The organism is Streptomyces sp. NPDC001843 (assembly GCF_042891955.1).
In the GTDB taxonomy this organism is placed as follows: domain Bacteria; phylum Actinomycetota; class Actinomycetes; order Streptomycetales; family Streptomycetaceae; genus Streptomyces.
Genome location: NZ_JBIATQ010000008.1, coordinates 109,191 through 135,809, shown reverse-complemented (window position 1 = coordinate 135,809; position 26,619 = coordinate 109,191). Strand labels below are relative to the sequence as shown.

At 70.8% G+C, this 26,619-nt stretch carries 23 protein-coding genes; 16 read left to right on the top strand and 7 right to left on the bottom strand.

All coding sequences use genetic code 11. The features are described from left to right. The first annotated feature begins 83 nt into the window (after positions 1–83). Together ACFYZQ_RS21230 and ACFYZQ_RS21225 are read left to right on the top strand one after the other, a co-directional pair. Positions 84–746 (top strand): RNA polymerase sigma factor, encoded by a 663-nt coding sequence (locus ACFYZQ_RS21230; RefSeq protein WP_389149827.1) that lies wholly within the window; start codon positions 84–86, stop codon positions 744–746. After that, entirely contained in the window at positions 746–1,792 is a 1,047-nt protein-coding gene (locus ACFYZQ_RS21225; RefSeq protein WP_389149825.1) for a hypothetical protein, read from the top strand. Before ACFYZQ_RS21230 ends, ACFYZQ_RS21225 begins: the two co-directional genes overlap by 1 nt. A gap of 230 nt (positions 1,793–2,022) precedes the next feature. Here the strand turns inward: ACFYZQ_RS21225 and ACFYZQ_RS21220 are convergent, their stop codons facing one another. Then, positions 2,023–2,850, bottom strand: coding sequence for a L,D-transpeptidase family protein (locus ACFYZQ_RS21220; RefSeq protein WP_389149822.1), 828 nt, complete (start codon positions 2,848–2,850; stop codon positions 2,023–2,025). 93 nt (positions 2,851–2,943) lie between these two features. Between ACFYZQ_RS21220 and ACFYZQ_RS21215 the strand changes: the two genes are divergently transcribed. Both ACFYZQ_RS21215 and ACFYZQ_RS21210 read left to right on the top strand, forming a co-directional pair. Then, entirely contained in the window at positions 2,944–4,524 is a 1,581-nt protein-coding gene (locus tag ACFYZQ_RS21215; RefSeq protein ID WP_389149819.1) for a methylmalonyl-CoA mutase, read from the top strand. 99 nt (positions 4,525–4,623) lie between these two features. Further along, positions 4,624–5,196 (top strand): Uma2 family endonuclease, encoded by a 573-nt coding sequence (locus tag ACFYZQ_RS21210; RefSeq protein ID WP_389150406.1) that lies wholly within the window; start codon positions 4,624–4,626, stop codon positions 5,194–5,196. On the opposite strand, the gene ACFYZQ_RS21205 is transcribed toward ACFYZQ_RS21210, so the two are convergent. After that, the gene (locus tag ACFYZQ_RS21205) at positions 5,197–6,573 is read right to left on the bottom strand and encodes an FAD-dependent oxidoreductase (protein WP_389149817.1); all 1,377 of its coding nucleotides are present in this window, start codon (positions 6,571–6,573) and stop codon (positions 5,197–5,199) included. Between the two features lie 71 nt (positions 6,574–6,644). Between ACFYZQ_RS21205 and ACFYZQ_RS21200 the strand changes: the two genes are divergently transcribed. Then, the gene (locus ACFYZQ_RS21200) at positions 6,645–7,295 is read left to right on the top strand and encodes a TetR/AcrR family transcriptional regulator C-terminal domain-containing protein (protein ID WP_389149814.1); all 651 of its coding nucleotides are present in this window, start codon (positions 6,645–6,647) and stop codon (positions 7,293–7,295) included. 4 nt (positions 7,296–7,299) lie between these two features. Here ACFYZQ_RS21200 and ACFYZQ_RS21195 read toward each other — a convergent pair whose 3' ends face one another. The 4 genes from ACFYZQ_RS21195 to ACFYZQ_RS21180 all read right to left on the bottom strand — a co-directional run bounded on the left by ACFYZQ_RS21195 (position 7,300) and on the right by ACFYZQ_RS21180 (position 12,078). Then, complete coding sequence (locus ACFYZQ_RS21195; protein WP_389149812.1) at positions 7,300–8,217, bottom strand: class I SAM-dependent methyltransferase; 918 nt, start codon at positions 8,215–8,217, stop codon at positions 7,300–7,302. Positions 8,218–8,321: 104 nt separating this feature from the next. Then, positions 8,322–9,485, bottom strand: a complete 1,164-nt coding sequence (locus ACFYZQ_RS21190; protein ID WP_389149809.1) for an acyltransferase family protein — start codon at positions 9,483–9,485, stop codon at positions 8,322–8,324. Between the two features lie 275 nt (positions 9,486–9,760). Further along, complete coding sequence (locus ACFYZQ_RS21185) at positions 9,761–11,092, bottom strand: alpha-2,8-polysialyltransferase family protein (protein ID WP_389149807.1); 1,332 nt, start codon at positions 11,090–11,092, stop codon at positions 9,761–9,763. Beyond that, positions 11,092–12,078, bottom strand: a complete 987-nt coding sequence (locus ACFYZQ_RS21180) for a glycosyltransferase family 2 protein (protein ID WP_389149804.1) — start codon at positions 12,076–12,078, stop codon at positions 11,092–11,094. The genes ACFYZQ_RS21185 and ACFYZQ_RS21180 overlap by 1 nt, the downstream gene beginning before the upstream one ends. Before the next feature lie 198 nt (positions 12,079–12,276). On the opposite strand from ACFYZQ_RS21180, the gene ACFYZQ_RS21175 reads away from it, so the two are divergent. Genes ACFYZQ_RS21175 through ACFYZQ_RS21160 form a run of 4 tightly spaced genes read left to right on the top strand, consistent with a single transcriptional unit; the run spans position 12,277 to position 17,042 of the window. Continuing rightward, positions 12,277–13,623, top strand: coding sequence for a DUF6716 putative glycosyltransferase (locus ACFYZQ_RS21175; protein WP_389149801.1), 1,347 nt, complete (start codon positions 12,277–12,279; stop codon positions 13,621–13,623). A 20-nt stretch (positions 13,624–13,643) separates the two neighbouring features. Then, on the top strand, positions 13,644–14,885 hold the full coding sequence (locus ACFYZQ_RS21170; RefSeq protein WP_389149798.1) for a cytidylyltransferase domain-containing protein: 1,242 nt from the start codon (positions 13,644–13,646) through the stop codon (positions 14,883–14,885). A 13-nt stretch (positions 14,886–14,898) separates the two neighbouring features. Continuing rightward, the gene (locus ACFYZQ_RS21165; RefSeq protein ID WP_389149795.1) at positions 14,899–15,837 is read left to right on the top strand and encodes an N-acetylneuraminate synthase family protein; all 939 of its coding nucleotides are present in this window, start codon (positions 14,899–14,901) and stop codon (positions 15,835–15,837) included. A 44-nt stretch (positions 15,838–15,881) separates the two neighbouring features. Further along, positions 15,882–17,042, top strand: a complete 1,161-nt coding sequence (locus tag ACFYZQ_RS21160; protein WP_389149793.1) for a hypothetical protein — start codon at positions 15,882–15,884, stop codon at positions 17,040–17,042. On the opposite strand, the gene ACFYZQ_RS21155 is transcribed toward ACFYZQ_RS21160, so the two are convergent. Next, positions 17,039–17,746, bottom strand: a complete 708-nt coding sequence (locus ACFYZQ_RS21155; RefSeq protein ID WP_389149790.1) for a class I SAM-dependent DNA methyltransferase — start codon at positions 17,744–17,746, stop codon at positions 17,039–17,041. The two genes, ACFYZQ_RS21160 and ACFYZQ_RS21155, sit on opposite strands and share 4 nt — an antisense overlap. 286 nt (positions 17,747–18,032) lie before the next feature. Here ACFYZQ_RS21155 and ACFYZQ_RS21150 point away from each other — a divergent pair, with 286 nt between their 5' ends. The 7 genes from ACFYZQ_RS21150 (at position 18,033) to ACFYZQ_RS21120 (ending at position 26,549) form a co-directional block, all read left to right on the top strand. After that, a complete protein-coding gene (locus ACFYZQ_RS21150; protein WP_389149787.1) occupies positions 18,033–19,265 on the top strand; it encodes a M20 family metallopeptidase in 1,233 nt (410 codons plus the stop codon). A gap of 297 nt (positions 19,266–19,562) precedes the next feature. Further along, a complete protein-coding gene (locus ACFYZQ_RS21145; RefSeq protein WP_389149785.1) occupies positions 19,563–20,591 on the top strand; it encodes a BMP family protein in 1,029 nt (342 codons plus the stop codon). A gap of 226 nt (positions 20,592–20,817) precedes the next feature. Beyond that, positions 20,818–21,864 (top strand): BMP family protein, encoded by a 1,047-nt coding sequence (locus tag ACFYZQ_RS21140; protein ID WP_389149783.1) that lies wholly within the window; start codon positions 20,818–20,820, stop codon positions 21,862–21,864. Positions 21,865–22,088: 224 nt separating this feature from the next. Continuing rightward, a complete protein-coding gene (locus ACFYZQ_RS21135) occupies positions 22,089–23,762 on the top strand; it encodes an ABC transporter ATP-binding protein (protein WP_389150403.1) in 1,674 nt (557 codons plus the stop codon). Beyond that, positions 23,759–24,880, top strand: a complete 1,122-nt coding sequence (locus ACFYZQ_RS21130) for an ABC transporter permease (RefSeq protein WP_389149780.1) — start codon at positions 23,759–23,761, stop codon at positions 24,878–24,880. The genes ACFYZQ_RS21135 and ACFYZQ_RS21130 overlap by 4 nt, the downstream gene beginning before the upstream one ends. After that, positions 24,880–26,142: an ABC transporter permease gene (locus ACFYZQ_RS21125; protein ID WP_389149777.1), complete on the top strand. Its 1,263-nt coding sequence runs from the start codon at positions 24,880–24,882 to the stop codon at positions 26,140–26,142. Before ACFYZQ_RS21130 ends, ACFYZQ_RS21125 begins: the two co-directional genes overlap by 1 nt. Then, on the top strand, positions 26,139–26,549 hold the full coding sequence (locus tag ACFYZQ_RS21120; protein ID WP_389149774.1) for a cytidine deaminase: 411 nt from the start codon (positions 26,139–26,141) through the stop codon (positions 26,547–26,549). Before ACFYZQ_RS21125 ends, ACFYZQ_RS21120 begins: the two co-directional genes overlap by 4 nt. Positions 26,550–26,619: the final 70 nt, after the last annotated feature.

The following is a 26,619-nucleotide window of genomic DNA, read 5'->3' as shown; positions in this document are numbered from 1 at the left end:
CTTTCGCGTCGTAGCGCGAATGCATGATCACTGCAACGATCGGCGGCCTCGGGGCCGCGACCATCTACTGAGGAACCAACCAGGTGCTGGGGGACGACGCGGAGCTGACCGCCGCGGTACGTGCGGCACAGGCCGGGGACGAGACCGCTTTCCGTACGGTCTACCGGGCGGTGCATCCGCGGCTGCTGGGGTACGTGCGGACACTGGTCGGCGACCCGGACGCCGAGGACGTCGCGTCCGAGGCCTGGCTGCAGATCGCCCGAGACCTCGAGCGGTTCAGCGGGGACGCGGACCGCTTCCGCGGCTGGGCCGCCCGTATCGCCCGCAACCGGGCCCTGGACCACATACGGATGCGCGGCCGCCGCCCCGCGATCGGCGGCGACGAGACCGAACTGACCGGCCGGCCCGCCGAGTCCGACACCGCGGGCGAGGCCATGGAGGCCCTGTCCACGGACAGCACCCTCTCCCTCATCGCGCGGCTCCCGCAGGACCAGGCCGAGGCGGTCGTCCTGCGCGTGGTCGTGGGCCTCGACGCCAAGACCGCCGCCGAGACCCTCGGCAAGCGTGCCGGCGCCGTCCGCACGGCCGCGCACCGCGGTCTGAAGCGGCTCGCGGAGCTGATCGGCGCGGATCCGGAATCGGCGGGCGGACTCCAAGCGCTGCCCCCCCAGCGAGAACCGCGCGGACGCGCGGTGACGTCCGGCACTGTGACGCATACGCGTGCGCGGACGCAGAAGGACATGTGATGGCCGACGAGCACTACAGGTGGCTGAACCGCCGAACGGCGGAGCGTCTACTGCGCGGTGAGTCGCTCGAAGCCGTCGACCCCTCCGCCCGCGAGCAGGCCGGACGGCTCGCCGAGGCACTCGGCGCCCTGTCCGCCGAGGCGACGCGGGCCGAAACGGAACTCCCCGGCGAGGAAGCCGCGCTGGCCGCCTTCCGCAAGGCACGCGAGGCCCGTGCGGACGCCGCCGCGCAGCTCGGCGCCGGTCACGCGGCCGACGGGCCCGCCGACGTCGGGCTGATCCGCATCGGTGCCCGGTCCCACGCCGTACGCCGACCCGGCTGGATCCGCCCCGCGCGCCTGGCGGTCACCGCCGCGCTGGCCGCGGGTGCCCTCGGGGGGGTCGCCATGGCCGCGGGCAGCGGGGTGCTGCCGACGCCGTTCGGCGACCACACCCCCGGCCCCGGACCCGGCGCCTCGGTGTCGGCGGACCCGACCCCGCGGCGCCCGGCGGCCTCGCGCTCCGCGGGAGAAACCGGGAACGGAACGTCCGGGCTGCTGCCGCCGGGCGGCGGCGCGAGCGGCACCCCCGGTGGCACCTCCTCGCCCGGGGCGGAACCCGGGAAGCCCGCGGGCGGTGCCACCGGCTCACCGAACGCGTCCCACGGCGCCGGCACCGCGTGGAGCGGAGCCCCCTCGGCCTGCCGCGACATCCGGGCCGGCAAGGAACTGACGCCCGACCGCAAACATGCCCTGGACGGGGTGGCGGGCGGCTCCGCGCTCGTGTGGAAGTACTGCAAGGGCGTCCTCGGGGCGGCCGGGAACACGACCGGTGACGAGGACGGCCACGGCAGGGACGACCACGGCACCCGCAACGACGGGGACGGGAAGAAGGGCAACGGCGGTCAGGGCGGTGGCGACGACGGCCACGGAGGCCGGGGCGGCGACCACCACCACCGCGACGGAGACCTCGGCACGCCCACCCCGCCGACCTTCGCCCCGCTGGTGCCGCAGCACACGGCGGTCACTCCCGTCGCGTCGCCGAGCCCGACGTACACCGCGCTCTGACTCCCTCCGACGGTCGCACGCGCCTGACCTGCGCTTTCATCGGTGAAGAAACTTTTTTGCGGTGGGGCGTAACGTTTTCGGCCCCGGGTACGCAGAAGAGAGTGAGCCGACTGGTCATCGGCCGTCGCACTGAGCCGGGGTTCCCCCCGTACCCACGGCTCGTGCACCTGGCGCGGGCGGGACACGTTCCCCCGGTCCCGCCCGCGCCGCGCACTCCTCACCCCTCGCGCTCACCAGTAGACGACAACCTTGTCGCCGTTCCTCACCTGCGCGAACAGATCCGCGATCGCCGCCTCGTCCCGCACGTTGACGCAGCCGTGGGAGCCGCCGGCGTAGCCGCGCGCGGCGAAGTCGTACGAGTAGTGCACCGCCTGGCCCCCGCTGAAGAACATCGCGTAGGGCATGGGGGAGTCGTAGAGCGTCGACACGTGGTGCCGTGACTTCCAGTAGACCTGGTACACCCCCTCCCTCGTGGGGGTGCGCTGCGAGCCGAACCGCACCGCCATCGTGGACACCGTCCGCCCGTCGATCATCCAGCGCAGCGTCCGGCTGGTCTTGCTGATGCACAGCACCCGCCCGGTCAGACAGCGCGGATCGGGTGCGGCGGCCGGCTGACCTCCCATCAGGTACAGCTCCCACTTGCCCGGTTCGCGCGTCATGCCGAGCAGCCGCCGCCAGGTGACGGCGTCGGTCGCGCCGGTCTGCGGCAGCCCGCGCTTGCGCTGGAAGCCCCTGACCGCCTGCTCCGTCAGGTCGTCGTACGTCCCCGTGGGTCCGTCGAAGAGCCAGTCGATCTGCCGCAGCCGGGCCTGCAGCTCGCGGACCCCCGTACCGCTGTCGCCGCGGGACCACAGGGCCTGGGGCCGCACCGCGGGGGCGGGGCTCGACTCCGGGGGGCGCGGGGTGTCCGAGGCGGGCGTCCGGCTGCCGGGCAGTTCGACGTGCACCGGCGAGCGCCGCTTGCCGTCCCCGTCCGGGGGCTGCACCGTGCAGCCGCTCAGGAGGGCGAGCGCGACGGCGGGGACGAGTGCGGCGGTGACGCGTCCGATGCGACTCATGCCGGAGATGCTTCCCCGCGTTTCCCCGCGTGACCCCCGCCGGACAACGGGGCATGGTGAGGAGTACCGAACGCAACTCGAAAGGCACACACCATGGCGCGTGAGTCGGAGTCGGGACTGCCGATCGAGCCGGTCTACGGGCCGGGTGACCTGGCCGGCTGGGACCCCGCCCGGAAGCTGGGCGACCCCGGCGCGTACCCCTTCACCAGGGGCGTGTACCCCAGCATGTACACCGGCCGGCCCTGGACGATGCGCCAGTACGCGGGTTTCGGCACGGCGGCCGAGTCCAACGCCCGCTACCGCCAGTTGATCGAACACGGCACCACGGGCCTGTCCGTCGCCTTCGACCTGCCCACCCAGATGGGCCACGACTCCGACGCGCCCCTCGCCCACGGCGAGGTCGGCAAGGTGGGCGTGGCCGTCGACTCGATCGACGACATGCGGGTGCTGTTCGGCGGGATCCCGCTGGACCAGGTCTCGACCTCGATGACGATCAACGCGCCGGCGGCGCTGCTGCTGCTCCTCTACCAGCTGGTGGCGGAGGAACAGGGCGTGTCCCCCGAGCAGCTCACCGGCACGATCCAGAACGACGTGCTGAAGGAGTACATCGCGCGGGGGACGTACATCTTCCCGCCGAAGCCCTCCCTGCGTCTGACCGCGGACATCTTCCGGTACTGCAAGGCCGAGATGCCCAGGTGGAACACCATCTCGATCTCCGGCTACCACATGGCCGAGGCGGGTGCCTCACCCGCGCAGGAGATCGCCTTCACCCTCGCCGACGGCATCGAGTACGTCCGTACGGCGGTCGCGGCCGGCATGGACGTCGACGACTTCGCGCCCCGGCTGTCCTTCTTCTTCGTCGCCCGTACGACGATCCTGGAGGAGGTCGCCAAGTTCCGTTCCGCGCGCCGGATCTGGGCGCGGGTGATGCGGGAGGAGTTCGGCGCGCGGGACCCCAAGTCGCTGATGCTGCGCTTCCACACCCAGACGGCGGGGGTCCAGCTGACGGCCCAGCAGCCCGAGGTGAACCTGGTCCGGGTCGCCGTCCAGGCCCTGGCGGCGGTGCTCGGCGGCACGCAGTCCCTGCACACCAACTCCTTCGACGAGGCGATCGCCCTGCCCACGGACAAGTCCGCCCGGCTCGCCCTGCGCACCCAGCAGGTGCTCGCCCACGAGACGGACGTGACCGCGACCGTCGACCCCTTCGCCGGCTCGTACGCCGTGGAGCGGATGACGGACGACGTGGAGACGGCGGCCCTGGACCTGATGCGGAGGGTCGAGGACCTCGGCGGCGCGGTCGCGGCGATCGAGCGGGGCTTCCAGAAGGAGGAGATCGAGCGCAACGCGTACCGCATCGCCCAGGAGACCGACGCGGGCGATCGGGTCGTCGTCGGCGTCAACCGCTTCCAGCTCGACGAGGAGGAACCGTACGAGCCGCTCCGCGTGGACCCGGCGATCGAGACCCGGCAGGCGGAACGGCTGGCCCGGCTGCGGGCCGAACGGGACCAGGGGGCGGTGGACTCGGCGCTGGCCGCGCTGAAGAAGGCGGCCGAGGGGGAGGACAACGTGCTGTACCCGATGAAGGAGGCGCTGCGGGGGCGGGCGACGGTGGGGGAGGTGTGCGGTGCCCTCCGGGAGGTTTGGGGGAGTTATGTGCCGAGCGATGTGTTCTGAGCTGGGCGGTTACCTCGTATGAGTGATCGAGGGCGGAAATCGCCCGCCCCCGGTTACGCTCGTGAAGGGTGTTCCCGAAAGGAGGGTGCCGTGGCTGTGATGATGCACGAGTCGTCGCTCAGCGATGCTGCCGACCGGCTCTGGGAGGAGCTGCCCGGGCACCGGGTGGAGATCCTCAACGGGAGCATTGTTGTGACACCGCCGCCGGATGGCTCGCATCAGGAGACGCTGACCTGGCTTATCGAGGAGTTCCTGAGGATCAAGGCGAGGGAGGCCGGGCTCAGGTACGTGGGCGGGATCGGGCTGTGGCTGCCGACCGGGCCGGATGACTATGCGGTGCCGGACTTCTCAGTTGTGGACGCCGACTACAAGGACGCCCTCGTCGAGAAGAACTGCTATGCGCCGCACGTCTTCCGCTTGGTCCTGGAAGTGACCTCTTCCAACTGGACCAACGACACCGCCACCAAGGTCGATGTCTACGCCCGGGCCAACATCCCCGTCTACCTCGTCGCCGACCGCACGCACGGCGAGGTGCTCCTCTACACCGATCCGGTCGACGGCAAGTACCCCGACCCCACCCGCTACAAGCGAGGCCAGACCGTCCCCGTCCCGGAGTCCGTAGGCGTCACCCTCGACCTCTCCGTCGACATCCTCCTCGACGGCGACGACTAGCTACCGGCACCCCACCCCCGCCAGGTACTCCCCGACCCCCGCCTCAGAATCCCCCGCCCACCCCACGTAACCGTCCGGCCGGATCAGGAACACCCCCGGGCCGTACGACTCCGGGGCCGCCGGGAGCGCCCGCACCCCCGCCACAGGTGCCGCCTCCGCGCCGAGCAGGGTCCAGTGCGGCCCCCGGAACACGTCGAACAGCCGCACCGCGCCCACCGTGCCGTCCGACGCCCGGTCACCCGCCCGTACACCGGACGGATTGGCACGCCGGTCCTCGCTCAGGGACGACTCCGGGTAACCCAGCCCGAGCTGGACCGTCGCCTTCCCCCGCCGCACCTCGCCGCGGTGCACCCCCGTCGTCAGGCCCAGCATCGCCGCGGCGTTCGGGCGCCGCTCCTCCTCGTAGGTGTCGAGCAGTGCGTCCGGCGCCCCGTCCCGCAGCACCGCGCCCAGCTTCCAGCCCAGGTTGTACGCGTCCTGGACGCTGGTGTTCAGCCCCTGCCCGCCCGCCGGCGAGTGCACGTGCGCCGCGTCGCCCGCGAGGAACACGCGGCCCACCCGGAAACGGTCCGCGAGCCCCGTCCGGGGCCGGAAGTTCGAGGCCCAGCGCAGCTCGGTGACGTCCTCGGCGTCCAGGTGGGTGTACGCGGCGACCAGCTTCCGGACGCCGTCCAGTGACAGGTCGGGCTCGGTGTCCTCCGGCAACCTCGCCGCCAGCTGGAAGTCGTCCGTGCCGGCCAGCGGGCACAGCGCGAGGCCGGTGCCGTCGGGCCCGGGGAACGTGTGCCAGTAGTCCCTGCCGAGCCCCTTCAGCCGCACGTCCGCCACCAGGAACGGATTCGGGTTGACGGTCTCACCGGCCATCCCCACACCCACCGCCCGCCGTACCGCCGAACGCCCGCCGTCGGCCGCGACGACGTACCGCGCACGGACGGTCCTACCGTCGGCGAACCGCACGCCCACGCCCTCGGTGTCCTGCTCCAGCCCCGTCACCTCGTGCCCGAAGGCCACCTGCCCGCCCAGCTCCACCAGCCGTGCGTACAGGACCTCCTGCGTGCGCCACTGCGGAACCATCCACGGCTCGGTGTACGGCGCACCCTCCTCCGCCTCCAGCGCCTCGAACATCGGCTGCTCGCCGACCCGCGCGCCGTCCTTCCAGACCGTCCGCACCGGGTACGGGCCGCCCGCCGCACGGATCGCGTCGAGGACGCCGAGGTCCTCGAAGACCTCCTGGGTGCGCGGCTGGATCCCCTTCCCGCGCGATCCCGGGAACAGCCGGTCCCCCCGCTCCACGACCAGTGCGTCCACCCCGCGCCGGACCAGGTCGATGCCCAGCGTCAGTCCGGTGGGGCCCGCCCCCACGATCAGAACATCCATCACATGTCTCCTTAACGTCGTTAAGTGCCGTCGCCGACGAGAGTGCCCTTAACGCTGTTAAGCTGTCAAGCGTGAGTACGGATCGACGCGCACCCCTGGACCGCGAACGGGTCGCGGACACGGCGCTGCGGCTGCTGAACGAGGTCGGCCTCGACGGCCTGACCCTGCGAGCCATCGCCAAGGAGCTGGACGTCAAGGCGCCCGCTCTCTACTGGCACTTCAAGGACAAGCAGGCGCTGCTGGACGAGATGGCGACGGAGATGTACCGCCGGATGGTCGCCGGCACCGCGCTCGATCCCGCCGACACCTGGCAGGAGCGGCTGCTCAAGGGGAACCGGGGGCTGCGCACCGCCCTGCTCGGCTACCGCGACGGCGCGAAGGTCTTCAGCGGCTCACGTTTCACGGGCGCCGACCACGGGCGCGAGATGGAGGCGGCCCTGCGCGTCTTCACGTCCGCCGGCTTCACCCTGGCGCAGGCGGTGCGGGCGGCGCGGACCGCGAACGCGTACACCATCGGCTTCGTCACCGAGGAGCAGGGCGTGCGGCCCCTCCCGGGCGAACGCCGGGAGGGCTACGACATCGAGGAACGCGCCCGCCGCCTGGCCGACCACCCGCTGGCGGCCGAGGCCGGGAAGCTGCTCTTCGACGACTACGACGAGCAGTTCGAGGAAGGCCTGGCCCTGGTCGTGGCGGGCATCGAGGCCCGCTACGGCATCACGTGAGGCCTTACCGGGCACTCCGGGCCTGGCGCAGGGCCCGGGTGAGGACCGGCGGCAGCAGGTCCACGGCGATGCGGCGGGCGTGGCGTCCGCGCGGCGGGGCGGCGGGGGCGGCCGGCCGGGGCTGCGCGGGGACCGCGGCCGCGGCCGGGGCGGGCTCCTCGACGTGGTGCCGGGAGGGCGGCAGTACCGGGGCCCGCATGCCCTTGGACTTGAGGCGGACGATGCGGTGCCCGGCGGCCTCCTGCACACTGAGGTGGCAGTCCGTGCGGGCCCGGACCATGGCCAGCAGCTCCTCCTGCACCGGGCCGGGGTCGCCCCAGGTGCCGTACAGCTTCTGGGTGCTGAGGCAGATCGGCCGCAGTCCCCTGTTGAGCACGGCCTCCCAGGCGGCTACGGAGACGCCCGGCGTGTGCTCGGAGCGGAAGTCGTCCAGGACCACCAGCCCGCCGTCCACCAGCAGGTCGCGGGCGGCGCCGATGTCGCCGTACACGTGCTCGTACAGGTGCGAGGCGTCCACGTGCACGAACCGGCAGGAGCGCGGCGCCACCTCGGCCGGCACCAGGGAGCTCGGACCGTGCAGGACGCGGGGCAGCTCGTCGTGGAAGGCGAGGTAGTTCTCCTCGAAGGCCCGCCGGGTCAGGGTGCTGTACGACTTCGTCGACTCCGCCCGGTTGGCGTCGTCCGGCGCGTCGCCCTCGAAGAGGTCGCACACGGTGAACCGCTCGCCCTCGCGCAGCCGGCGTCCGGTGAAGATCGCACTCTTGCCAAGGTACACCCCGATCTCCAGCAGGTCGCCCCCCAACCCGGTGCGCTCCTGCCGGTCGAGGAACCAGTCGAAGAGCGTCTGGTCGAGAACGGGGAACCAGCCGGGGACGTCATCGAACGTACGGGGCGGTCGGACCGGTCGTGAGGTGGCGGGCATGGGCACTCCCTGGTTGAGCCGTGAACTGCCACACGCCTGCCCAAGGAGGGATTTCCATGCCCGGCCCCGGGTGAATTCGGGGCCAATTCCAGCGGTGCCCGAGGTTACCGCGGGACCGACGGACGGGACAGCGCCGCACGTATGCGCGGGGTCAGCGGCTTCTCCACGTACCGGTTCAGCAGCCAGGCGAGGCCCAGCATGAAGAGAACCGTCAGCAGGAAGGTCCCGTAGGACGGGATGTGCAGGTTCCGGTGCAGGACCTTGATGACCACCCAGCCCAGGTGCTCGTGCACCAGGTAGAAGGGGTAGGTCAGCGCCCCGGCCACGGTCAGCCAGCGCCAGTTCGCCCAGTGCAGCCAGCCGAGCGCTATCACCGCCACCGCGACGAAGCCCAGCGTCACCACCAGGATGATGCCGAACGAGGTGCGGTGGGCGAAGGCGTGCGGGTTCGCGGCGTTCCACAGGCTCTTCACCGCGTAGTGCTGCCCGATCAGCCAGCTGACCACCACGATGCCCCACGCGTAGACGTCACGCCGGTCGCGGTGGACCAGGTAGAGCCCGACGCCGCCCACGAAGAACGGCGCGTACTCCGGCATCAGCACGGTGTCCAGCAGCGGCTGGTGCGCGCCCTGCGCGATCGCCGTTGCCAGCGTCCAGCCCGCGCAGAAGAGGATGACGCGCCGGCGGCTCGCGCCGGGCAGCACGACCAGCAGCGCGAACAGCGCGTAGAAGCGGACCTCCGCCCACAGCGTCCAGCACACGCCCAGCACCCGCTCCGCGCCCAGCGGCTGCTGGAGCATGGTCAGGTTCACCAGGAAGTCGCTCGGCGACACCGTCTTGTAGGCGACCGCGGGCAGTGCGAACACGCCCGTGACGAGGATGATCGCCACCCAGTAGGCGGGCAGCAGCCGGGACGCGCGGGAGGCGAAGAACGACTTCAGGGGCCGCCCCCAGCCGCTCATGCAGATCACGAATCCGCTGATCACGAAAAAGACCTGGACCCCGAGGCAGCCGTACGCGAAATACGTGTGCAGGACGGGGAACTGGTGCTGCGCGGAACTGCCCCATGCCTTTGTGACGTCGCCGCCCCGGCCGCCGTAGTGGTACGCGGCCACCATCAGCGCCGCGACCAGCCGCAGCCCGTCCAGGGCCCGTAGCCGGCCCCCGCTGGCCGGCACCACCGGGGGCGGTCCGGGCGGAGTGCCTTCCTGAACGGGTGCTGCCGAGGCGGGTTGTGACCTCGCCGTCGTCACGACCGTTTCGGTCATGCTGGTATCCCTCGCAATGCACTGAGGATCGTCAATCAAGACCATATGAGTTCACCCTGTGGGCTTCTGTTCGACAGCCGCACACTTCGCTGAGCGGTCGCCAGTGGTTCACCTGCGCGTCGCATTGGTTTCCTTCCGTTCGCCCGCGAGGCTGTCGCCGTCCGGCGGAGCTGCGGATGACAAAAAGCTCCGCGTCGTTGTGTGGTGCCGAGCACTTCACACAACGGCGCGGAGCTTCTCTGCCGGGGTTCGGTGGCTGTGCGCTCTCCCCGCTCTCAGCGGCGTACCGCCTTCTGCAGGGCCTTCGCCCGGCGTACCACCCGCCGGGCCGCGGCGTTGCGGGGGATGAAGGCCAGCCGGTCGGGGATGCCGCCGGGCAGGCCGAGGGCGGTGAGGCGCCTGCGCTTGAAGTAACGCCGGGTGCGCGGGCCGAAGTGCGTCGACAGGTAGCGTTCGGCCGCCCGTCGCAGCCCCGGGTAGATCTGCGGCTGCATGGCGAAGGAGACCGCGGTGACCAGGGCGCCCAGGGTGTCGGCGGTGAGCGGTTCCTCGCCCTTGCCGCCCGACAGGTCCGGCACCAGCGCGTCGGCGAGGACCGCGGGCACCCGGTTGCTGTTCTGGTAGGGCGCGAGGCGGTCCAGCAGCCGCTCGGTGCCGAGGCGGGCCACGGGCAGGCCGTAGAACGCGGACGCGGTGAACAGCGCGGTGGAGAAGCAGCCGACGACCAGTGCGGGCGGGGTCCGCTCGAACAGCACCTCGGCGAGCACGGGCACGTCCAGCACGGTGAGGTCCACGCCCAGCTTCGCGGCCTCGTCCTCCAGGGCGCGGCTGTAACGGGCCGGCGCGGTCGGGTGCGGCTTGAAGACGATGCTGCGGTGACCGCGCTCGACCGCCCCGCGCATCATCCGCACATGCAGGTCCTCCTCCTCGTCGGGGGAGAGGATGTCCAGCGCGGACAGGTACTGGCCGAGCAGCAGCGCCGCGCCCTCGGGCAGCGCGGGCAGGTCCGTGACCGTCGCCGTGAGCTCGCCCATCACCTTCAGGAACGCGGCCGTCGGCACGATCTGCGCGGGCACGTCGAACTCGGTGAGCAGCATGGGCGTCAGCCCCGGCACCAGGTCCAGGTGCAGCAGGCGGCGCACCCGCGTGCCGACCAGCGGGTCGATCTTGTTGCGGGTGGGGCCGTAGCTCATCAGGCCGTCGGCGTAGACGTCGACGACGGCTTCGGTGAACAGCTGGGCCACGGTCAGCGCCGGGGTGACCTGGATGGACTCCAGGACCAGCTCCACGTCGTCGTCGCCGAGGTCCCACAGCAGCCGCAGATAGCGCTCGAACAGCGGGATGTCGTCCTGGCGCGGCGTCCAGGCGCCGGGGTGGAAGGGGCGGATGGCCTCGTTCCACGACAGGACGGCGTCGAAGTGGTCGCGCAGCGGCTCGAAGCCCGGCATGGCGTCGACCGGCGGGGTGATCTCCGGGGTCGTGGAGTTGTTGAAGACCAGCAGGAGGCTACGGTCCACCTCCTCGAAGCAGCCGGAGTCGAGCGCGGCGGCCAGGGTGGCGGCGCCGTACAGGGTGGAGACGCAGAAGATGCGGGTGGTACGGGGCATCAGGCAGCCGCCTTCGCTGTGGTGATCCGGCGCCGCAGCCGCCGCAGCTTGGAGGAGCGGTCGAAGTCCATGGTGTCGAGCACGTCGCCGAGCGCGTCCTGGGGCATGCGCTGGATGGCCGCCGCGCTCATCGACCGCAGCTGCCTGGCCACGGCCGGCTCCCACTTGCTCTGGTCCGAGAGGTGGTGGGCGATGATCGCGCAGTAGGTGCGGACCGCCTTCGGCAGCAGCCGGTCGGCGTCCGGGTCCGCGGCCGTCTCCTCGATGACCTGGTCGAACGCGCGGATGAAGTCCAGTTGCCGGACGTCACCGATCTGGGTGAGGGAGGAGGCGACGCCCCGCCGGTAGAACACGCCCAGCAGGCTCACCACCGCGAACGACTCCGCCTCGCGGTGCAGCTTCCAGATCCACGGCCGGTCCTCGGCCGTGCGCAGCCCGTCGGTGAAGTGCAGCAGGCGCTTGTCCAGCAGCCGGCGGTGGTAGATCCCGGCCCAGGCGTAGGCGTAGTCCACCGAGGTCGACCGGTCGGCGGGCAGTATCGCGTCGCGTGGGTTCATGACATGGCGGCGCCGGCCGTGCGGCACCCGGTGCACCGTCCGTGCGCGGGCCGTGGCCTGGACATGGTCGGTGCGGAGGAAGTCGCACCCCAGGTCCTCGATGGCGGCCACCAGCTGGGCGTAGTAGCCCGGGGCCAGCCAGTCGTCGCCGTCCAGGAACGTCAGGTACTCGCCCTGCGCCGCGTCCAGGCCGGTGTTGCGCGCGGTGGCGAGTCCTCCGTTCTTCTCATGGCGGATGTAACGCACCTGCGCCACGTCGGAAAGCTCTTCGGCAGCGCGTTCGAGAATCGCCGGCGTCTCATCCTTCGAATGGTCGTCCACCAGGACGAACTCGAAATCGGAACGGGCGTTCAGGCGAAGGCTTCGGAGGGTGTCGAGGGCGTATTGCTGCACGTTGTAGAACGGCACGATCACGGAAAGCTTTGGCACCCGCGAAAGACTAGAAGGCCGCCCGGCTGAGCAACTTTCGGGTATTCGTACAGAGGGTGAACTCCATGTGTCGGATCGGTGCATCCCGTGTACTTCTCGGGCTCCAGCAGGCCAGTTGGGCTCACGGCGATGTGTTGTTAACTTTTTGTTGAGATGCGGTTGGGCCTTACCTAGGAATTGCTTCCTAGCGTCTTCGTCGTGCCACCAAGTACACCGAAGCCCACGCGAATCGCGGTACTCGCGGACTCCGACACCCGATGGAAATGGGGTGCGCTGACCGCGGCTCGTATCGTGCCGGGCCCGTCCATGGAAGCCGCAGCGCACGAGGCCGCGCAAGGGGGCCCCGAGCTCAGCGGATTCCTGCTGCGCGGCCGGGCGACGCCGACCCCGCGCCAGCTGACCGAGGTGGGCGTCACCGCCGACTCCCTGCGCGAGGTCACGGCCGTCGAGTTCCTGCGCGCCATGGCCGAGGAGTCGTACGACATCGTCGTGCTCGCCCTCGTCGGCGGCGGTGTGCAGGCGGTGCTGCACGGCCTCAAGCGGGTCTGGGAGGGCCGTACCAAGCGTCCCGTCGTCGTCACCGGCTACGTCGGTGTCGTCTACGAGAAGCTCGCCGACGGCCTGCTGCTCAGGCACGGCGCGGACCTCGTCCTCGCCAACTCCCGCCAGGACGCGGACCGTTTCCGGGACGTGTACGAGGGCGTGGGCGCCGACGCATCGGCGGTCACGGAGGTGGCACTGCCGTTCCTCGGCGGCAGCCCGTACGAGGGCGAACACGACCCCTACACCGTGGTGTTCGCGGCCCAGCCCTCCGTGCCGGACAGCCGCAGGGACCGTACGTACCTGCTGGAGCGCCTGGTCAAGCACGCGCGCCTGCACCCCAACCGCGAAGTGCTGCTCAAACTGCGCTCCAAGCCGGGCGAGCACACCACGCACATCGAGGAGCTGCCCTACCAGAAGCTGGCGCAGCGGCTGGAACCGCCCGCCAACTTCCGCCTCGTGTACGGGAACATGGGCGAGGTCCTCGACCGCACCGACCTGCTGGTGACGATCAGCTCCACCGCCGCGCTGGAGTCCCTGCACCGCCGCATCCCGACCGTCGTCCTCACCGACCTCGGCGTCCGCGAGACCCTCGGCAACCACCACTTCGTCGGCTCCGGCTGCCTGGCCTCCTGGGACCAGCTCGACGCCGGGCACCGGCCGGCACCCGAGCCCGCATGGGTGGCCCGGCAGGGCGTCGCCGCGGACGGCGACTACGCCACCGCCTTCGACGCGGCGCGCGAGCGGATCGCCAAGCTGCTCGCCCAGCCCGGCGGCCTGGCGCCGCTGACCCCGTACTACACACCCGCGACCGCGCCCGGCTACCTGCCCGGCATCCTCGCCCGCCACCACCTCGGCCCGGACGGCAGCCCGCTGCCCGGCGCGCCCGCCGCCGACAAGGAGCCCGGACCCGTCCGGCAGATCGTCCGCCGGGCGGCGCGCGGCGCCTACCGGCACGGAGTGCAGCGGGTGGCGCCCGTCATCCGGCGGATGGGGGAGCTGTGAGTCCTCAAGGAGAAACACCCATGTCCGACACGTCAGCCGGGGTGCGCCGCGTCCTCGCGGTGATCCCCGCGCGGGGCGGCTCCAAGGGAGTGCCCGCCAAGAACCTGGCCCCCGTCGGCGGCGTCCCGCTCGTCGCCCGGGCCGTCCGCGAGTGCCTGGCCACCCGCCTCGTCACGGACGTGGTCGTCTCCACCGACGACCAGGCCATCGCCGCCGTGGCGCGCGAGGCGGGCGCCGAGGTCGTGCTGCGCCCGGCCGCCATCGCCGGGGACACCGCCACCTCCGAAGCGGCCGTCCTGCACGCGGTGGACGCCCACGAGGCCCTGCACGGTTCCCCCGTCGACGTGGTCCTCCTGGTGCAGTGCACCAGCCCGTTCATCGTCCGCGAGGACATCGACGGGGTGGCGGGCGCGGTCGTGGAGAACGGCGCGGACACCGCGGTGACCGTGGCCCCGTTCCACGGTTTCGTCTGGCGTGAGGCGGCTGACGAACCCGCCGCGGACGGCGGGACCGGGACCGCCTCAGGCCACGGCGTCAACCACGACAAGTCCTTCCGCCCGCGCCGCCAGGACCGCCCCCAGGACTTCCTGGAGACCGGCGCCGCCTACGCCATGGACGCGGCCGGCTTCCGCAAGCACCAGCACCGCTTCTTCGGCCGCACCGAACTCGTGCGCACCGACCCCGCGCGCGTGCTGGAGATCGACGACCCGCACGACCTGGCCCGCGCCCGCGCGCTGGCCCCCCTCTTCGACGCGGACCGCCCCGGCTCGCTGCCGACCGCCGACGACATCGACGCGGTCGTACTGGACTTCGACGGCACCCAGACCGACGACCGGGTGCTGGTCGACTCCGACGGACGGGAGTTCGTCTCCGTGCACCGCGGCGACGGCCTCGGCATCGCCGCCCTGCGCCGGAGCGGACTGAAGATGCTGATCCTGTCCACGGAACAGAACCCGGTCGTCGCCGCCCGCGCCCGGAAGCTCAAGCTCCCGGTGCTGCACGGCATCGACCGCAAGGACCTCGCCCTCAAGCAGTGGTGCGAGGAGCAGGGCATCGCGCCGGAGCGCGTGCTCTACGTCGGCAACGACGTCAATGACCTCCCGTGCTTCGCCCTCGTCGGCTGGCCCGTGGCGGTCGCGAGCGCCCACGACGTCGTACGCGGCGCCGCACGCGCGGTCACCACCGTCCCCGGTGGCGACGGCGCCATCCGAGAGATCGCCAGCTGGATCCTCGGCCCCTCTCTCGATTCCCTCACCAAGTAAGGACATCTCCACCATGAGCACCAACTCCCGTATCCGTAACCTCGGTCCGCGCCAGGCCGGCCCCGGCCGCCCCGTCTACATCTGCGGCGAGATCGGCATCAACCACAACGGTGAGCTGGAGAACGCCTTCAAGCTGATCGACGTGGCCGCCGAGGCCGGCTGTGACGCCGTCAAGTTCCAGAAGCGCACCCCGGAGATCTGCACCCCGCGCGACCAGTGGGACATCGAGCGCGACACCCCCTGGGGCCGGATGACCTACATCGACTACCGCCACCGCGTGGAGTTCGGCGAGGACGAGTACCGCAAGATCGACGCGTACTGCAAGGAGAAGGGCATCGCCTGGTTCGCCTCCCCGTGGGACACCGAGGCCGTCGCCTTCCTGGAGAAGTTCGACGTCCCGGCCCACAAGGTGGCTTCCGCCTCCCTGACGGACGACGAGCTGCTGCGCACCCTGCGCGCCACCGGCCGCACGATCATCCTCTCCACCGGCATGTCGACCCCGAAGCAGATCCGCCACGCCGTCGAGGTCCTGGGCAGCGAGAACATCCTGCTCTGCCACGCCACCTCGACCTACCCGGCCAAGGCCGAGGAGCTCAACCTCCGCGTGATCAACACGCTGGAGAAGGAGTACCCGAACGTTCCGATCGGCTACTCCGGCCACGAGACCGGCCTGCAGACCACGCTGGCCGCCGTCGCCCTCGGCGCCGCCTTCGTCGAGCGCCACATCACCCTCGACCGCGCGATGTGGGGCTCCGACCAGGCCGCCTCCGTCGAGCCCCAGGGCCTCACGCGCCTGGTCCGCGACATCCGCACCATCGAGGCCTCCCTCGGCGACGGCGTCAAGAAGGTCTACGACTCCGAGCTCGGCCCCATGAAGAAGCTGCGCCGTGTCACCGGCGTCGTCGCCGAGGCGGAGATCGCGGCGGCGGCGGGCGAGCCGGTCGCGGTGTGAGAACGGGCCCCACTAGCCCCTTACGACGGGACGGTCGTACGTCGATGAGCCCCCGCGCCGGGAACGCCGGCCCCCGCACTCTCGCCTTCGTGGAGAGTCCGGTGCAGTTGCTGAACGTGCTGGAGTGGGCGCATGTCCACGGCCTGCGCGGGACGGACACGTCCGGCGCGGGCCGGGTGGTGCCCCTGCCCGCGCAGGTGCGGCGCCCGGTGGACGGCGACCGGCCGGCGGAAACACGGTCCGGCGCGGAGCTCACCGTCGTCGTCCTGTCCCCGACCGACCCCATGACCCGGGGCCAGTTGCGCCGCATGGCCGACCTGGCCCGGGACGAGGGGTACCGGGTCCGCTGGGAGGAGGCCCGGGGCGGCCCGGCCGCACCCTTCCAGACGATCGGCGGGCTCACCGGGCGGCTGCGCCGGGCGGACCGGATCGTCATGGGAGACCCCTTCTCCCGCTACGTCCAGCTACTGCTGACGATCACCCGGGCCAAGGACCTCGTGGTGGTCGACGACGGCACGGCGACGATGGAGTTCGTCGCCCAGCTCGCCCGCGGTGAGCGCCTGGTGCGCTGGCACCGCAAGGGCGGCCGTCCCGGCGCGCGCGACCTGCTGTTCGCGCCGGTGTCCTCCTCGGCGCGGCGCCGGCTGACCCCCAACGCCGGCCGCCGGGTGGAGGTCTTCTCCTCCATGCCGGTGAAGGAGAGACCCGACGGGGTGACGGTCACCGCCAACGACTTCGGTTGGACCCGCGCCCGCTTCGGCCCGCCCCGCATCACCGGCGGCGCGGACATGGTCGGCACCTCGCTGGTCGAGACCGGCGTCGTCGACGGGGACCGGTACCTGGAGGCGGTCCGCAACCTGGCCAAGGCCCACGGGGCCACCCGCTACTTCGCCCACCGCCGGGAGAGCGCCGAGAAGCTCCACCGGCTCGCCGCGGAGACCGGACTGGAGATCGTCCGCCCCGACCTGCCGCTGGAGCTGATCGCCCGGCGCGGTCCGATCGGGCGGACGATCCTGAGCTTCCCCTCGACGGTCGTCCACACCCTGCCCCTGGCCCTGGCGGGAACGGGCGTACGGGTCGCCGTGTGCGACATCGACCCCGGCTGGCTGACGGAACACGCCTCCCCCCGGGCCCAGGGCTTCCTGTCCGGGGTCACGGGCACCGCGCGCGACGTCCACCGGCTGGCGGCGGTGAGCCCGGCCTAGGCACTCACGTCCGCATGCCCCGCGCTGCCGATGCTGCTCGGCTTGCGGGCCAGCAGGAAGGCCCGGGGGCGCTTCTCGTCGTCGACGGGTTCGCGGACGGTCGTGGCCACGGGCTCCAGGCCCGCCTCGGCGAGCAGGGCGGAGACGGTGTCCGGGGTGCGCCAGTAGTAGTACAGGTCGATCTCGTGCCCGAACCGCTCCGTGAGGCGCATCCGGCCGGCGTCGTCACCCGACTGGAAGCACAGCAGCACGTGCCCGCCCGGGACGAGGGTGCGGTGGAACTCCGCGAACACCGTCGGCAGGTGGTCGTCCGGGACATGGATGACCGAATACAGCGCCATGATCCCGCCCAGCGTCCCGTCCGGCAGGTCCAGCGAGGTCATCGAGCCCACGTGGAACCGCAGGTGCGGATGCGCCTCGCGGGCCAGCGTGACCATCCGGGGGGAGAGGTCGACCCCGAAGACCGGCACCCCGAGGCCGCGCAGATGGGCGGTGACATGACCGGGCCCGCTGCCGAGGTCGGCTACCGGCGCCGAGCCGCCCGCCTTGACCAGCTCGGCGAAGGCCGCGATCAGGGCCAGGTCCACGGGGCTGATGTCCAGGTCGGCGGGGAAGCGCTCCGCGTACTCCTTGGCGATCGCGTCGTAGGACGAGCGGGTGGCGTCTATGAAGTCCGCGTTGAGGTCAGCGTTCGGTTCACTCACGGGGGCGCAGATTACCCCGCTCCGCTCGCACCGCTCCGACCTGCGCTTTTCCTTCCGGCGATTCCGGTACGTGGACCGCACCAGCGTGGCTTTGGCGCTGCGTGGTATCCGTGGAGGAAAGGATGGATGGGTGATCCAGGGCGGCGAAACCGCGAAAGTTTACCCATCCGATACATCGGCTATGCGTCGGGCGGTCGGATTTTCTTCCCCTAACAGGTTGAAGTTTTGTTGATCGAGGGTCAGTTGACCGGTCCGGCGTCCTACCCTTCAGAGGGTGAACCAATTGATGTCCCCAGAGTCCGAGGCCGACCTTCCTGGCGATGCCGTGCTGCCCGGCCTGCTGAGCGAGTCGCTGTACGCGGAGCTCGTCGCGTTCCGGCGTGACTTGCACATGCACCCCGAGCTGGGCAACCAGGAGTTCCGTACCACCGCCGCGATCAAGGGGCGGCTCGAGAAGGCGGGGCTCAGGCCCCAGGTACTCCCCGCCGGGACCGGGCTCGTCTGCGACATCGGGGCGGAGCCCGATCAGGGGACCGGCCGGACGCCCATACTGGCGCTGCGGGCCGACATCGACGGACTGCCCATCCCGGACACGAAGACCGAGTCCCCGTACCGGTCGACCGTGCCGGACCGCGCGCACGCCTGCGGCCACGACGTGCACACGACCGTGGTGCTGGGCGCCGGACTGGTCCTCGCCGCACTGCACGAGAAGGGGCTGCTGCCCCGTCCCGTGCGGCTGATCTTCCAGCCCGCCGAGGAGGTGCTGCCCGGAGGCGCCGCCGACGTCATCGCGTACGGGGCGCTGGACGGAGTGGGGCGGATCATCGCCGTGCACTGCGACCCCCGGGTGGACGCCGGGAAGGTCGGACTGCGGCACGGTGCCATCACCAGTGCCTGCGACCGGCTGGAGATCGCCCTGGACGGGCCCGGTGGGCACACCGCCCGGCCCCATCTGACCACCGACCTGGTGACCGCCGCGGCCAGGATCGCCACCGACGTGCCGGCCATCGTCGCCCGGCGGGTGGACAGCCGCAGCGGCCTCGCGGTGACCTGGGGGCGGATCGAGTCGGGGCACGCGCCGAACGTGATCCCGCAGCACGCCGAGCTCTCGGGGACCGTGCGGTGCCTCGACATCGACGCCTGGCGGCTGGCGCCCGACGTGCTGCACGCCGCGATCGACGAGGTCGCCACCCTGCACCGGGCCAAGTCCGAGATCAACTACGTGCGCGGGGTGCCGCCGGTCGTCAACGACCCCGAGGTGACCGAACTGCTGCGGGAGGCCATGGTCGCGCGGCGCGGCATCGAGTCCGTCGAGGGCACCGAGCAGAGCCTCGGTGGGGAGGACTTCTCCTGGTACCTGGAGCGCGTGCCGGGGGCCATGGCCCGGCTCGGGGTGCGCACCCCCGGCGAACGCACGGTGCGCGATCTGCACCAGGGCGACTTCGACGCCGACGAGCGGGCCATCACGGTCGGCGTGGAGCTGTTCACCGCCGCGGCGCTGCTGGACACGGTGCAGTAGGGCACGGGTGGGGGAGGGGTGTCCGGTCGGCGCCCCTTCGTCCCCTTGCGTCATCCGGGTGTAACCGCCGGTAGGCCGTTGTAACCGGGAGGCGGCACGAATCGGTAACGGCCCGGGAAAACCCCGTTCCCCTCCTCTTCTACGCGCGTTACTGTGCGCCGGAATCGCCACCACCGGAGGCACCCTCGCCACCGGCGGCACATTGGGGAAGAGCGGACCGCGTGACGGGGCCGTGGGGACGAAGGGGTGCTTGCTGTGCGTCTGATCTCTCGGAGGACGAGATTCTCCCAAGCTGCGGTGACCGTCGCGGTCGTCGCCCTCGCGGCCGCCGGGTGCGGCAAGTCCAGCACGGAGTCGAGCACCACCAGCTCCAAGGACGGCAAGTACTCCGGCAAGGGCATCGGCCTGGCCTATGACATCGGCGGCAAGGGCGACCAGTCCTTCAACGACGCCGCCTACGCCGGCTTCAAGAAGGCCGAGGCCGACTTCAAGATCGGCGGGCGGGACATCGAGCCGCAGGCCGACGAGTCCGACGCGGACAAGATCCAGCGTCTGGAGACCCTGGCCAAGGCCGGCTACAACCCGGTCATCGGCGTCGGCTTCGCCTACGCGCCGGCCGTGAAGCAGGTCGCCGCGAAGTACCCGAAGGTCACCTTCGGCATCATCGACGACAACACCATCAAGGCGAAGAACGTCGCCGACATGGTCTTCCACGAGGAGGAGTCCTCGTACCTGGCGGGCGTGGCCGCGGCCAAGGCGACCAAGAAGAACCACATCGGCTTCATCGGCGGTGTGGACATCCCGCTCATCCACAAGTTCGAGGCCGGGTTCGACCAGGGCGCCAAGTCCGTCAACCCGAAGATCAAGATCGAGTCGCAGTACCTGACCCAGACGCCCGCCGAGGGCGGCTTCGCCAGCCCGGACAAGGGTGAGAACGCGGCCGACGGCCAGATCGACGCCGGCGCCGACGTCATCTACCACGCGGCCGGCCTCTCCGGCCAGGGCGTGATCAAGGCCGCCGCCGAGCACAAGGTGTGGGCCATCGGCGTCGACTCCGACCAGTACCAGCAGGCCGCGCTGGCCAAGTACAAGGACTACATCCTCGGCTCGGCCCTGAAGAACGTCGGCGGCGCGGTCTACGACCTCGCCAAGTCCGTGTACGACGGCAAGCCGCTCAGCGGTGAGGTCCGCGGTGACCTGAAGTCCGGCGGCGTGGGCTTCGCCGACTCCAACCCCAAGTACAAGGCGCTGACCGCCGTGGCCTCGGCCGTGGACAAGGCCAAGCAGGACATCATCGCCGGCAAGATCACGGTCAACACCAAGTGATATGACCGGTCGGTAACCTCGCCGATACGCCCCGTAGAACCACGTTTCAACCGTGCGCCCCTTGCCACCCGCAAGGGGCGCACTGCTGTCCGTAACCTGGAGCCGTGACTGTGGCCACAGCTAGATAACGGACCGGACATTGGGGGTTTTCCGCCAGGTCTACGCGCGTTACGCTGCCGCGGAACCAGCGCCTGGGTTGGGCGCTTGCACAAAGGAGTCACGTTCCATGCGCCGGGTGTCCCGTATCACGATTGCAGGCGTTGCGACCGCAGCGCTCGCCGTCACCGTTTCTGCCTGTGGTACCTCGTCATCGTCCTCCACCGGTGGAGGCAAGTCCAAGGGCATCGGCCTGGCGTACGACGTCGGCGGCAAGGGTGACCAGTCCTTCAACGACGCCGCCTACGCCGGCTTCGAGAAGGCCCAGAAGGACTTCGGCGTCGGCGGCCGGGACGTGGAGCCGACGGACAACGAGTCGGACGCGGACAAGACCCAGCGCCTGGTGACCCTGGCGAAGGCGGGCTACAACCCGGTCATCGGCGTCGGCTTCGCCTACGCGGGCGCCGTGAAGGAGGCCGCGGCGAAGTTCCCGAAGGTCACCTTCGGCATCATCGACGACAACCAGACCCAGGCGAAGAACGTCGCCGACATGGTCTTCCACGAGGAGCAGTCCTCGTACCTGGCCGGCGTCGCGGCCGCCAAGGCGACCAAGAAGAACCACATCGGCTTCATCGGCGGCGTGGACGTCCCGCTGATCCACAAGTTCCAGGCGGGTTACGTCCAGGGCGCCAAGTCGGTCAACCCGAAGATCAAGGTCGAGTCGCAGTACCTGACCCAGACGGCCCAGGAGGGCGGCTTCTCCAGCCCCGACAAGGGTGAGAACGCGGCCAACGGTCAGATCGACGCGGGTGCCGACGTCCTCTACGCCGCCGCCGGCCTCTCCGGTCAGGGCGTGATCAAGTCCGCCGCCGAGCACAAGGTGTGGGCCATCGGCGTCGACTCCGACCAGTACAAGCAGGCCGCGCTGGCCAAGTACAAGAACTACATCCTGACCTCGGCCCTGAAGAACGTCGAGGGCGCGGTCTACGACCTGGCCAAGTCCGTCATCAAGGACAAGAAGCCGCTCTCGGGGGACATCCGCGGCTCGCTGGACAACGGTGGCGTGGGCCTCGCCGACTCCAACCCGACCTTCAAGAACAACGCCGCCATGCAGGCCGCGATCAAGAAGGCCGAAGAGGGCATCAAGAACGGCACCATCAAGGTGAAGACCTCCTGAGGACCCAGGTCCCAGGCCTTGGCCAACAGGGCGCTGTAATGGCAGCGTTACGGCCACGGAACGGGGCACGGGCAGCATGTCTGTCCGCGCCCCGTTCGCGCGGCAGAATGCTCGGAACGGATCGGGTACTTGAACAACTTGGACAAGGCCGATCAGGTCCGGGCACTATTTAAAGCAGGGGCGCTACGCGCGTAGAGAGGCCCCTTTCCCGAGGAGAGTGCGCCATCGACGCGTCCAGCAGCCCTCCGCTCACCGCCCCGTCGACAGTCGCGGTAGAGCTCGCGGGCATCACCAAGCGATTCCCCGGTGTCGTGGCCAACCACGACATCCACCTCACGGTCCGCAAGGGCACCGTGCACGCCCTGGTCGGCGAGAACGGCGCCGGCAAGTCGACCCTGATGAAGATCCTCTACGGCATGCAGAAGCCGGACGAGGGCACCATCGCGATCGACGGCGAGCAGGTGAGCTTCGCCAGCCCCGCGGACGCCATCGCCCGCGGCATCGGCATGGTCCACCAGCACTTCATGCTGGCCGACAACCTGACCGTGCTGGAGAACGTGGTGCTCGGCAGCGAGAAGCTGCACGGCATCGGCGGCGGCGCCCGCAAGAAGATCAAGGAGATCTCCGACCGCTACGGCCTGGGCATCCGCCCGGACGCCCTGGTCGAGGACCTCGGCGTCGCCGACCGCCAGCGCGTGGAGATCCTGAAGGTCCTCTTCCGCGGCGCGCGCACCCTGATCCTCGACGAGCCGACCGCCGTCCTCGTCCCGCAGGAGGTCGACGCGCTCTTCGCCAACCTGCGCGAGCTGAAGTCCGAGGGCCTCTCCGTCATCTTCATCTCCCACAAGCTGGGCGAGGTGCTCTCCGTCGCCGACGACATCACCGTCATCCGGCGCGGTACGACGGTCGGGACCGCGATCCCGTCCGAGACCACCCCGCGCCAGCTCGCCGAACTGATGGTGGGCAGCGAGCTGCCGACGCCGGAGACCGCCGAGTCCACGGTCACCGACCGGGCCGTGCTGGAGGTCAGGAACCTCACCGTCCACGCCCGCGGCGCCGTCTCCATGGGTACGGAGGAGGAGCCCTCCGCCGGGGGCCTCACCGAGTTCGCGCCCGCCGGCGAGGTCAAGAAGGTCCTCGACGACGTCACCTTCACCATCCACGCCGGTGAGGTCATGGGCATCGCCGGTGTCGAGGGCAACGGCCAGACCGAGCTCATCGACGCGCTGATCGGCACCAAGCACGCCGACTCCGGCTCGATCCGCTTCCTCGGCGAGGACATCACACCCTGGCCTACCCGCAAGCGCCGCGAGTCCGGCGTCGGCTACATCCCCGAGGACCGCCACCGTCAGGGCCTGCTGCTGGAGTCCCCCCTCTGGGAGAACCGCATCCTCGGTCACGTCACCGAGAAGCCCAACGCCAAGGGCTTCTGGCTCGACCCCAAGGGCGCCCAGGCCGACACCCGCCGGATCGTCGAGGAGTACGACGTCCGCACCCCGGGCATCGACGTCACGGCGGCCTCCCTCTCCGGCGGCAACCAGCAGAAGCTGATCGTCGGCCGCGAGATGAGCCACGACCCCAAGTTCCTGATCGCCGCCCACCCCACCCGCGGTGTGGACGTCGGCGCCCAGGCGCAGATCTGGGACCGCATCCGGGAGGCCCGCCGCGAGGGCCTGGCCGTGCTGCTGATCTCCGCCGACCTGGACGAGCTGATCGGTCTGTCGGACACCCTGCGCGTCATCTACGACGGCAGGCTGGTCGCCGACGCCGACCCGGCCACCATCACGCCGGAGGAGCTGGGCTCGGCCATGACGGGTGCCGCGTCCGGCCACCTGGAGCACGAAGAGACCGCCCCCCAGGGCGACGACAACGCCGGTCCGGAGGACGAGGCCCGATGAAGAAGTTCGACAAGGAGCGGGTGCTCGTCGCGGTGGCCGGACCGGTCATCGCGCTGGTCCTGGCGATCGTGCTGACCTCCGTGGTCCTGCTCGCCTCGGGCAAGAACCCGATCGAGCCGTACACCCTGATGCTCCAGCAGCTGCCGTACTCGGACATCCAGGTCCTGATCATCAACCAGGCCTCGCTGTACTACATCGCCGCCATCGCGGTCGCCCTCGGCTTCCGTATGAACCTGTTCAACATCGGCGTCGACGGCCAGTACCGCCTGGCCGCGGTGATGACCGCCGTCGTCGGCGCGCACGTGGGGCTGCCCAGCTTCCTGCAGGTCCCGCTGCTGCTGATCGTGGCCATGGCCACCGGCGCCTTCTGGGCCGGCATCGCCGGTGTCCTGAAGGTCACCCGCGGTGTCAGCGAGGTCGTCGCGACGATCATGCTGAACTCGATCGCCACCGCCGTCATCGGCTACGTCACCCTCACCGACGTGTGGGGCGTGCAGGTCGGCGACAACGTGACGACCGGCGTGATGAAGAAGTCCGGCTGGTTCCCTGGCATCGACCTGGGCCCGGACGTCGGCTCGATCTACGGCCTGGTCTTCCTCGCCGTCCTGCTCGGTGTCGGCTACTGGGTCGTCCTCAACCGCACCCGCTTCGGCTTCGACCTGCGCGCCACCGGCGCCTCGGAGACCGCCGCAGCGGCCTCCGGTGTCGACGCCAGGCGCATGGTGCTGGTCTCCATGCTGATCTCCGGCGCCATCGCGGGCCTGGCTGGCCTTCCGCTGCTGCTCGGCGACACCCACACCTACAGCCTGAGCTTCCCCGCGGGCCTCGGTTTCACCGCCATCGGCATCGCCCTGCTCGGCCGCAACAACCCGGGCGGCATCGCCCTCGCCGCCTTGCTGTGGGCCTTCCTCGACAAGGCCTCGCCCGCCCTCGACTACGCGACCCCCGTGGCGTACGACAAGGAGATCGCCACGATCATGCAGGGCCTGATCGTCTTCGCGGTCGTCATCTCGTACGCGGCCGTCCAGCAGTGGGCCCTGCGCCGCCAGCAGCGCCGGGTCGGCGCCGAGCTGGCCGCGGCCGCCGCCCAGAACACCAAGAAGGAGGTGGCTGCCTGATGTCCACCGCGACCATCGCCAAGCCGCAGGCGAAGCAGCCCCGCAGGGGCGGCCGCCGAATGTCGCTCCCGGTACTCCTGCTGGTCATCGCGGGTGTGCTGGTGCTGACCTCGATCGTCCGGCTGATCACCGGCGCGGACGGCATCACCTCGGTCGGGCAGATGTCGACCGCCCTGCAACTCGCCGTGCCGATCGGTCTCGCGGGCCTCGGCGGCCTGTGGGCCGAGCGCGCGGGCGTCGTCAACATCGGCCTCGAGGGCATGATGATCCTCGGCACCTGGTTCGGCGCCTGGGCCGGCTACCAGTGGGGCCCATGGACGGGTGTCGTCTTCGGCATCATCGGCGGCGCGCTCGGCGCCGTCCTGCACGCCATCGCCACGGTCACCTTCAACGTCAACCACATCGTCTCCGGTGTGGCCCTGAACATCCTGGCCCTCGGCGTGACCCGCTACCTGTCGAAGTTCACCTTCGCCGACGCCCCGCAGGGCTCCACCAAGCAGTCCCCGCCGATCGACTCCCTCGGCGACTTCAGCGTCCCGGGCCTGTCGGACGGGCTGAACACGCTCAACGGGAAGCACTGGTTCCTGGTCTCGGACATCGCCGGCCTGCTCGGCGGCCTGGTCACCGACCTGTCGCCGCTGACCGTCGTCGCGATCGCCCTCGTCCCGGCGACCTGGTGGGTGCTGTGGCGGACCGCCTTCGGCCTGCGCCTGCGCTCCTGCGGTGAGAACCCGGTGGCGGCGGAGTCCCTCGGCGTCAACGTGTACAAGTACAAGTACATCGCGGTGATCATCTCCGGCGGCTTCGCCGGCCTCGGCGGCGCGTTCCTGTCGATCGTGGCGTCCAACGTGTACCTCGACGGCCAGACCGCCGGCCGCGGCTACATCGGTCTCGCCGCGATGATCTTCGGCAACTGGATGCCGGGCGGCCTCGCCCTCGGCGCGGGCCTGTTCGGCTACACCGACAGCCTCAACCTGCGCGGCGGCACGGTGAACGTCCACGCGCTGATCCTGCTGCTGGCGATCCTGCTGGTGTTCGGGGCGGCGTACCTGGCGTGGCGGAAGAAGTACGTCCCCGCCGTCGTCACGTTCGTCATCGCGGCCCTGATGTTCGTCTGGTACACCTCCACGAACGAGGTCCCGCGCCAGCTCGTGACGGCCACCCCGTACATCGTCACGCTGCTCGTCCTCTCGCTGTCCGCGCAGAAGCTGCGCATGCCGAAGGCGGACGGTCTGCCCTACCGGAAGGGACAGGGCAAGTGACGCCGACCCCGTCGGCCGCCGACTTCGACTGGGAGGCGCTGCGGGCCGAGGCGCGGGAGGCCATGTCCCACGCCTACGCCCCCTACTCGGGCTACCCGGTCGGGGTCGCCGCCCTGGTCGACGACGGGCGCACGGTCACCGGCTGCAACGTCGAGAACGCCTCCTACGGGCTCGGACTGTGCGCCGAGTGCGGGCTGGTCTCCCAGCTGCAGCGCACCGGGGGCGGCCGGCTGACGCACTTCACGTGCGTGGACGGCACCGGCGGCCTGCTGGTGCCGTGCGGCCGCTGCCGCCAGCTGCTGTACGAGTTCGGTGGGCCGGACCTGCTCCTGGACACCCCCGCGGGCGTCCTGCCGCTCTCCGAGATGCTGCCCCAGGCCTTCGGGCCGGACCATCTCACCAAGTAAGTCCCGTACGGCCCCCCTCGACGCGTTCAGGGGGGCCGTGCACTTCGCAACCCCGGAAGGGAAACCCATG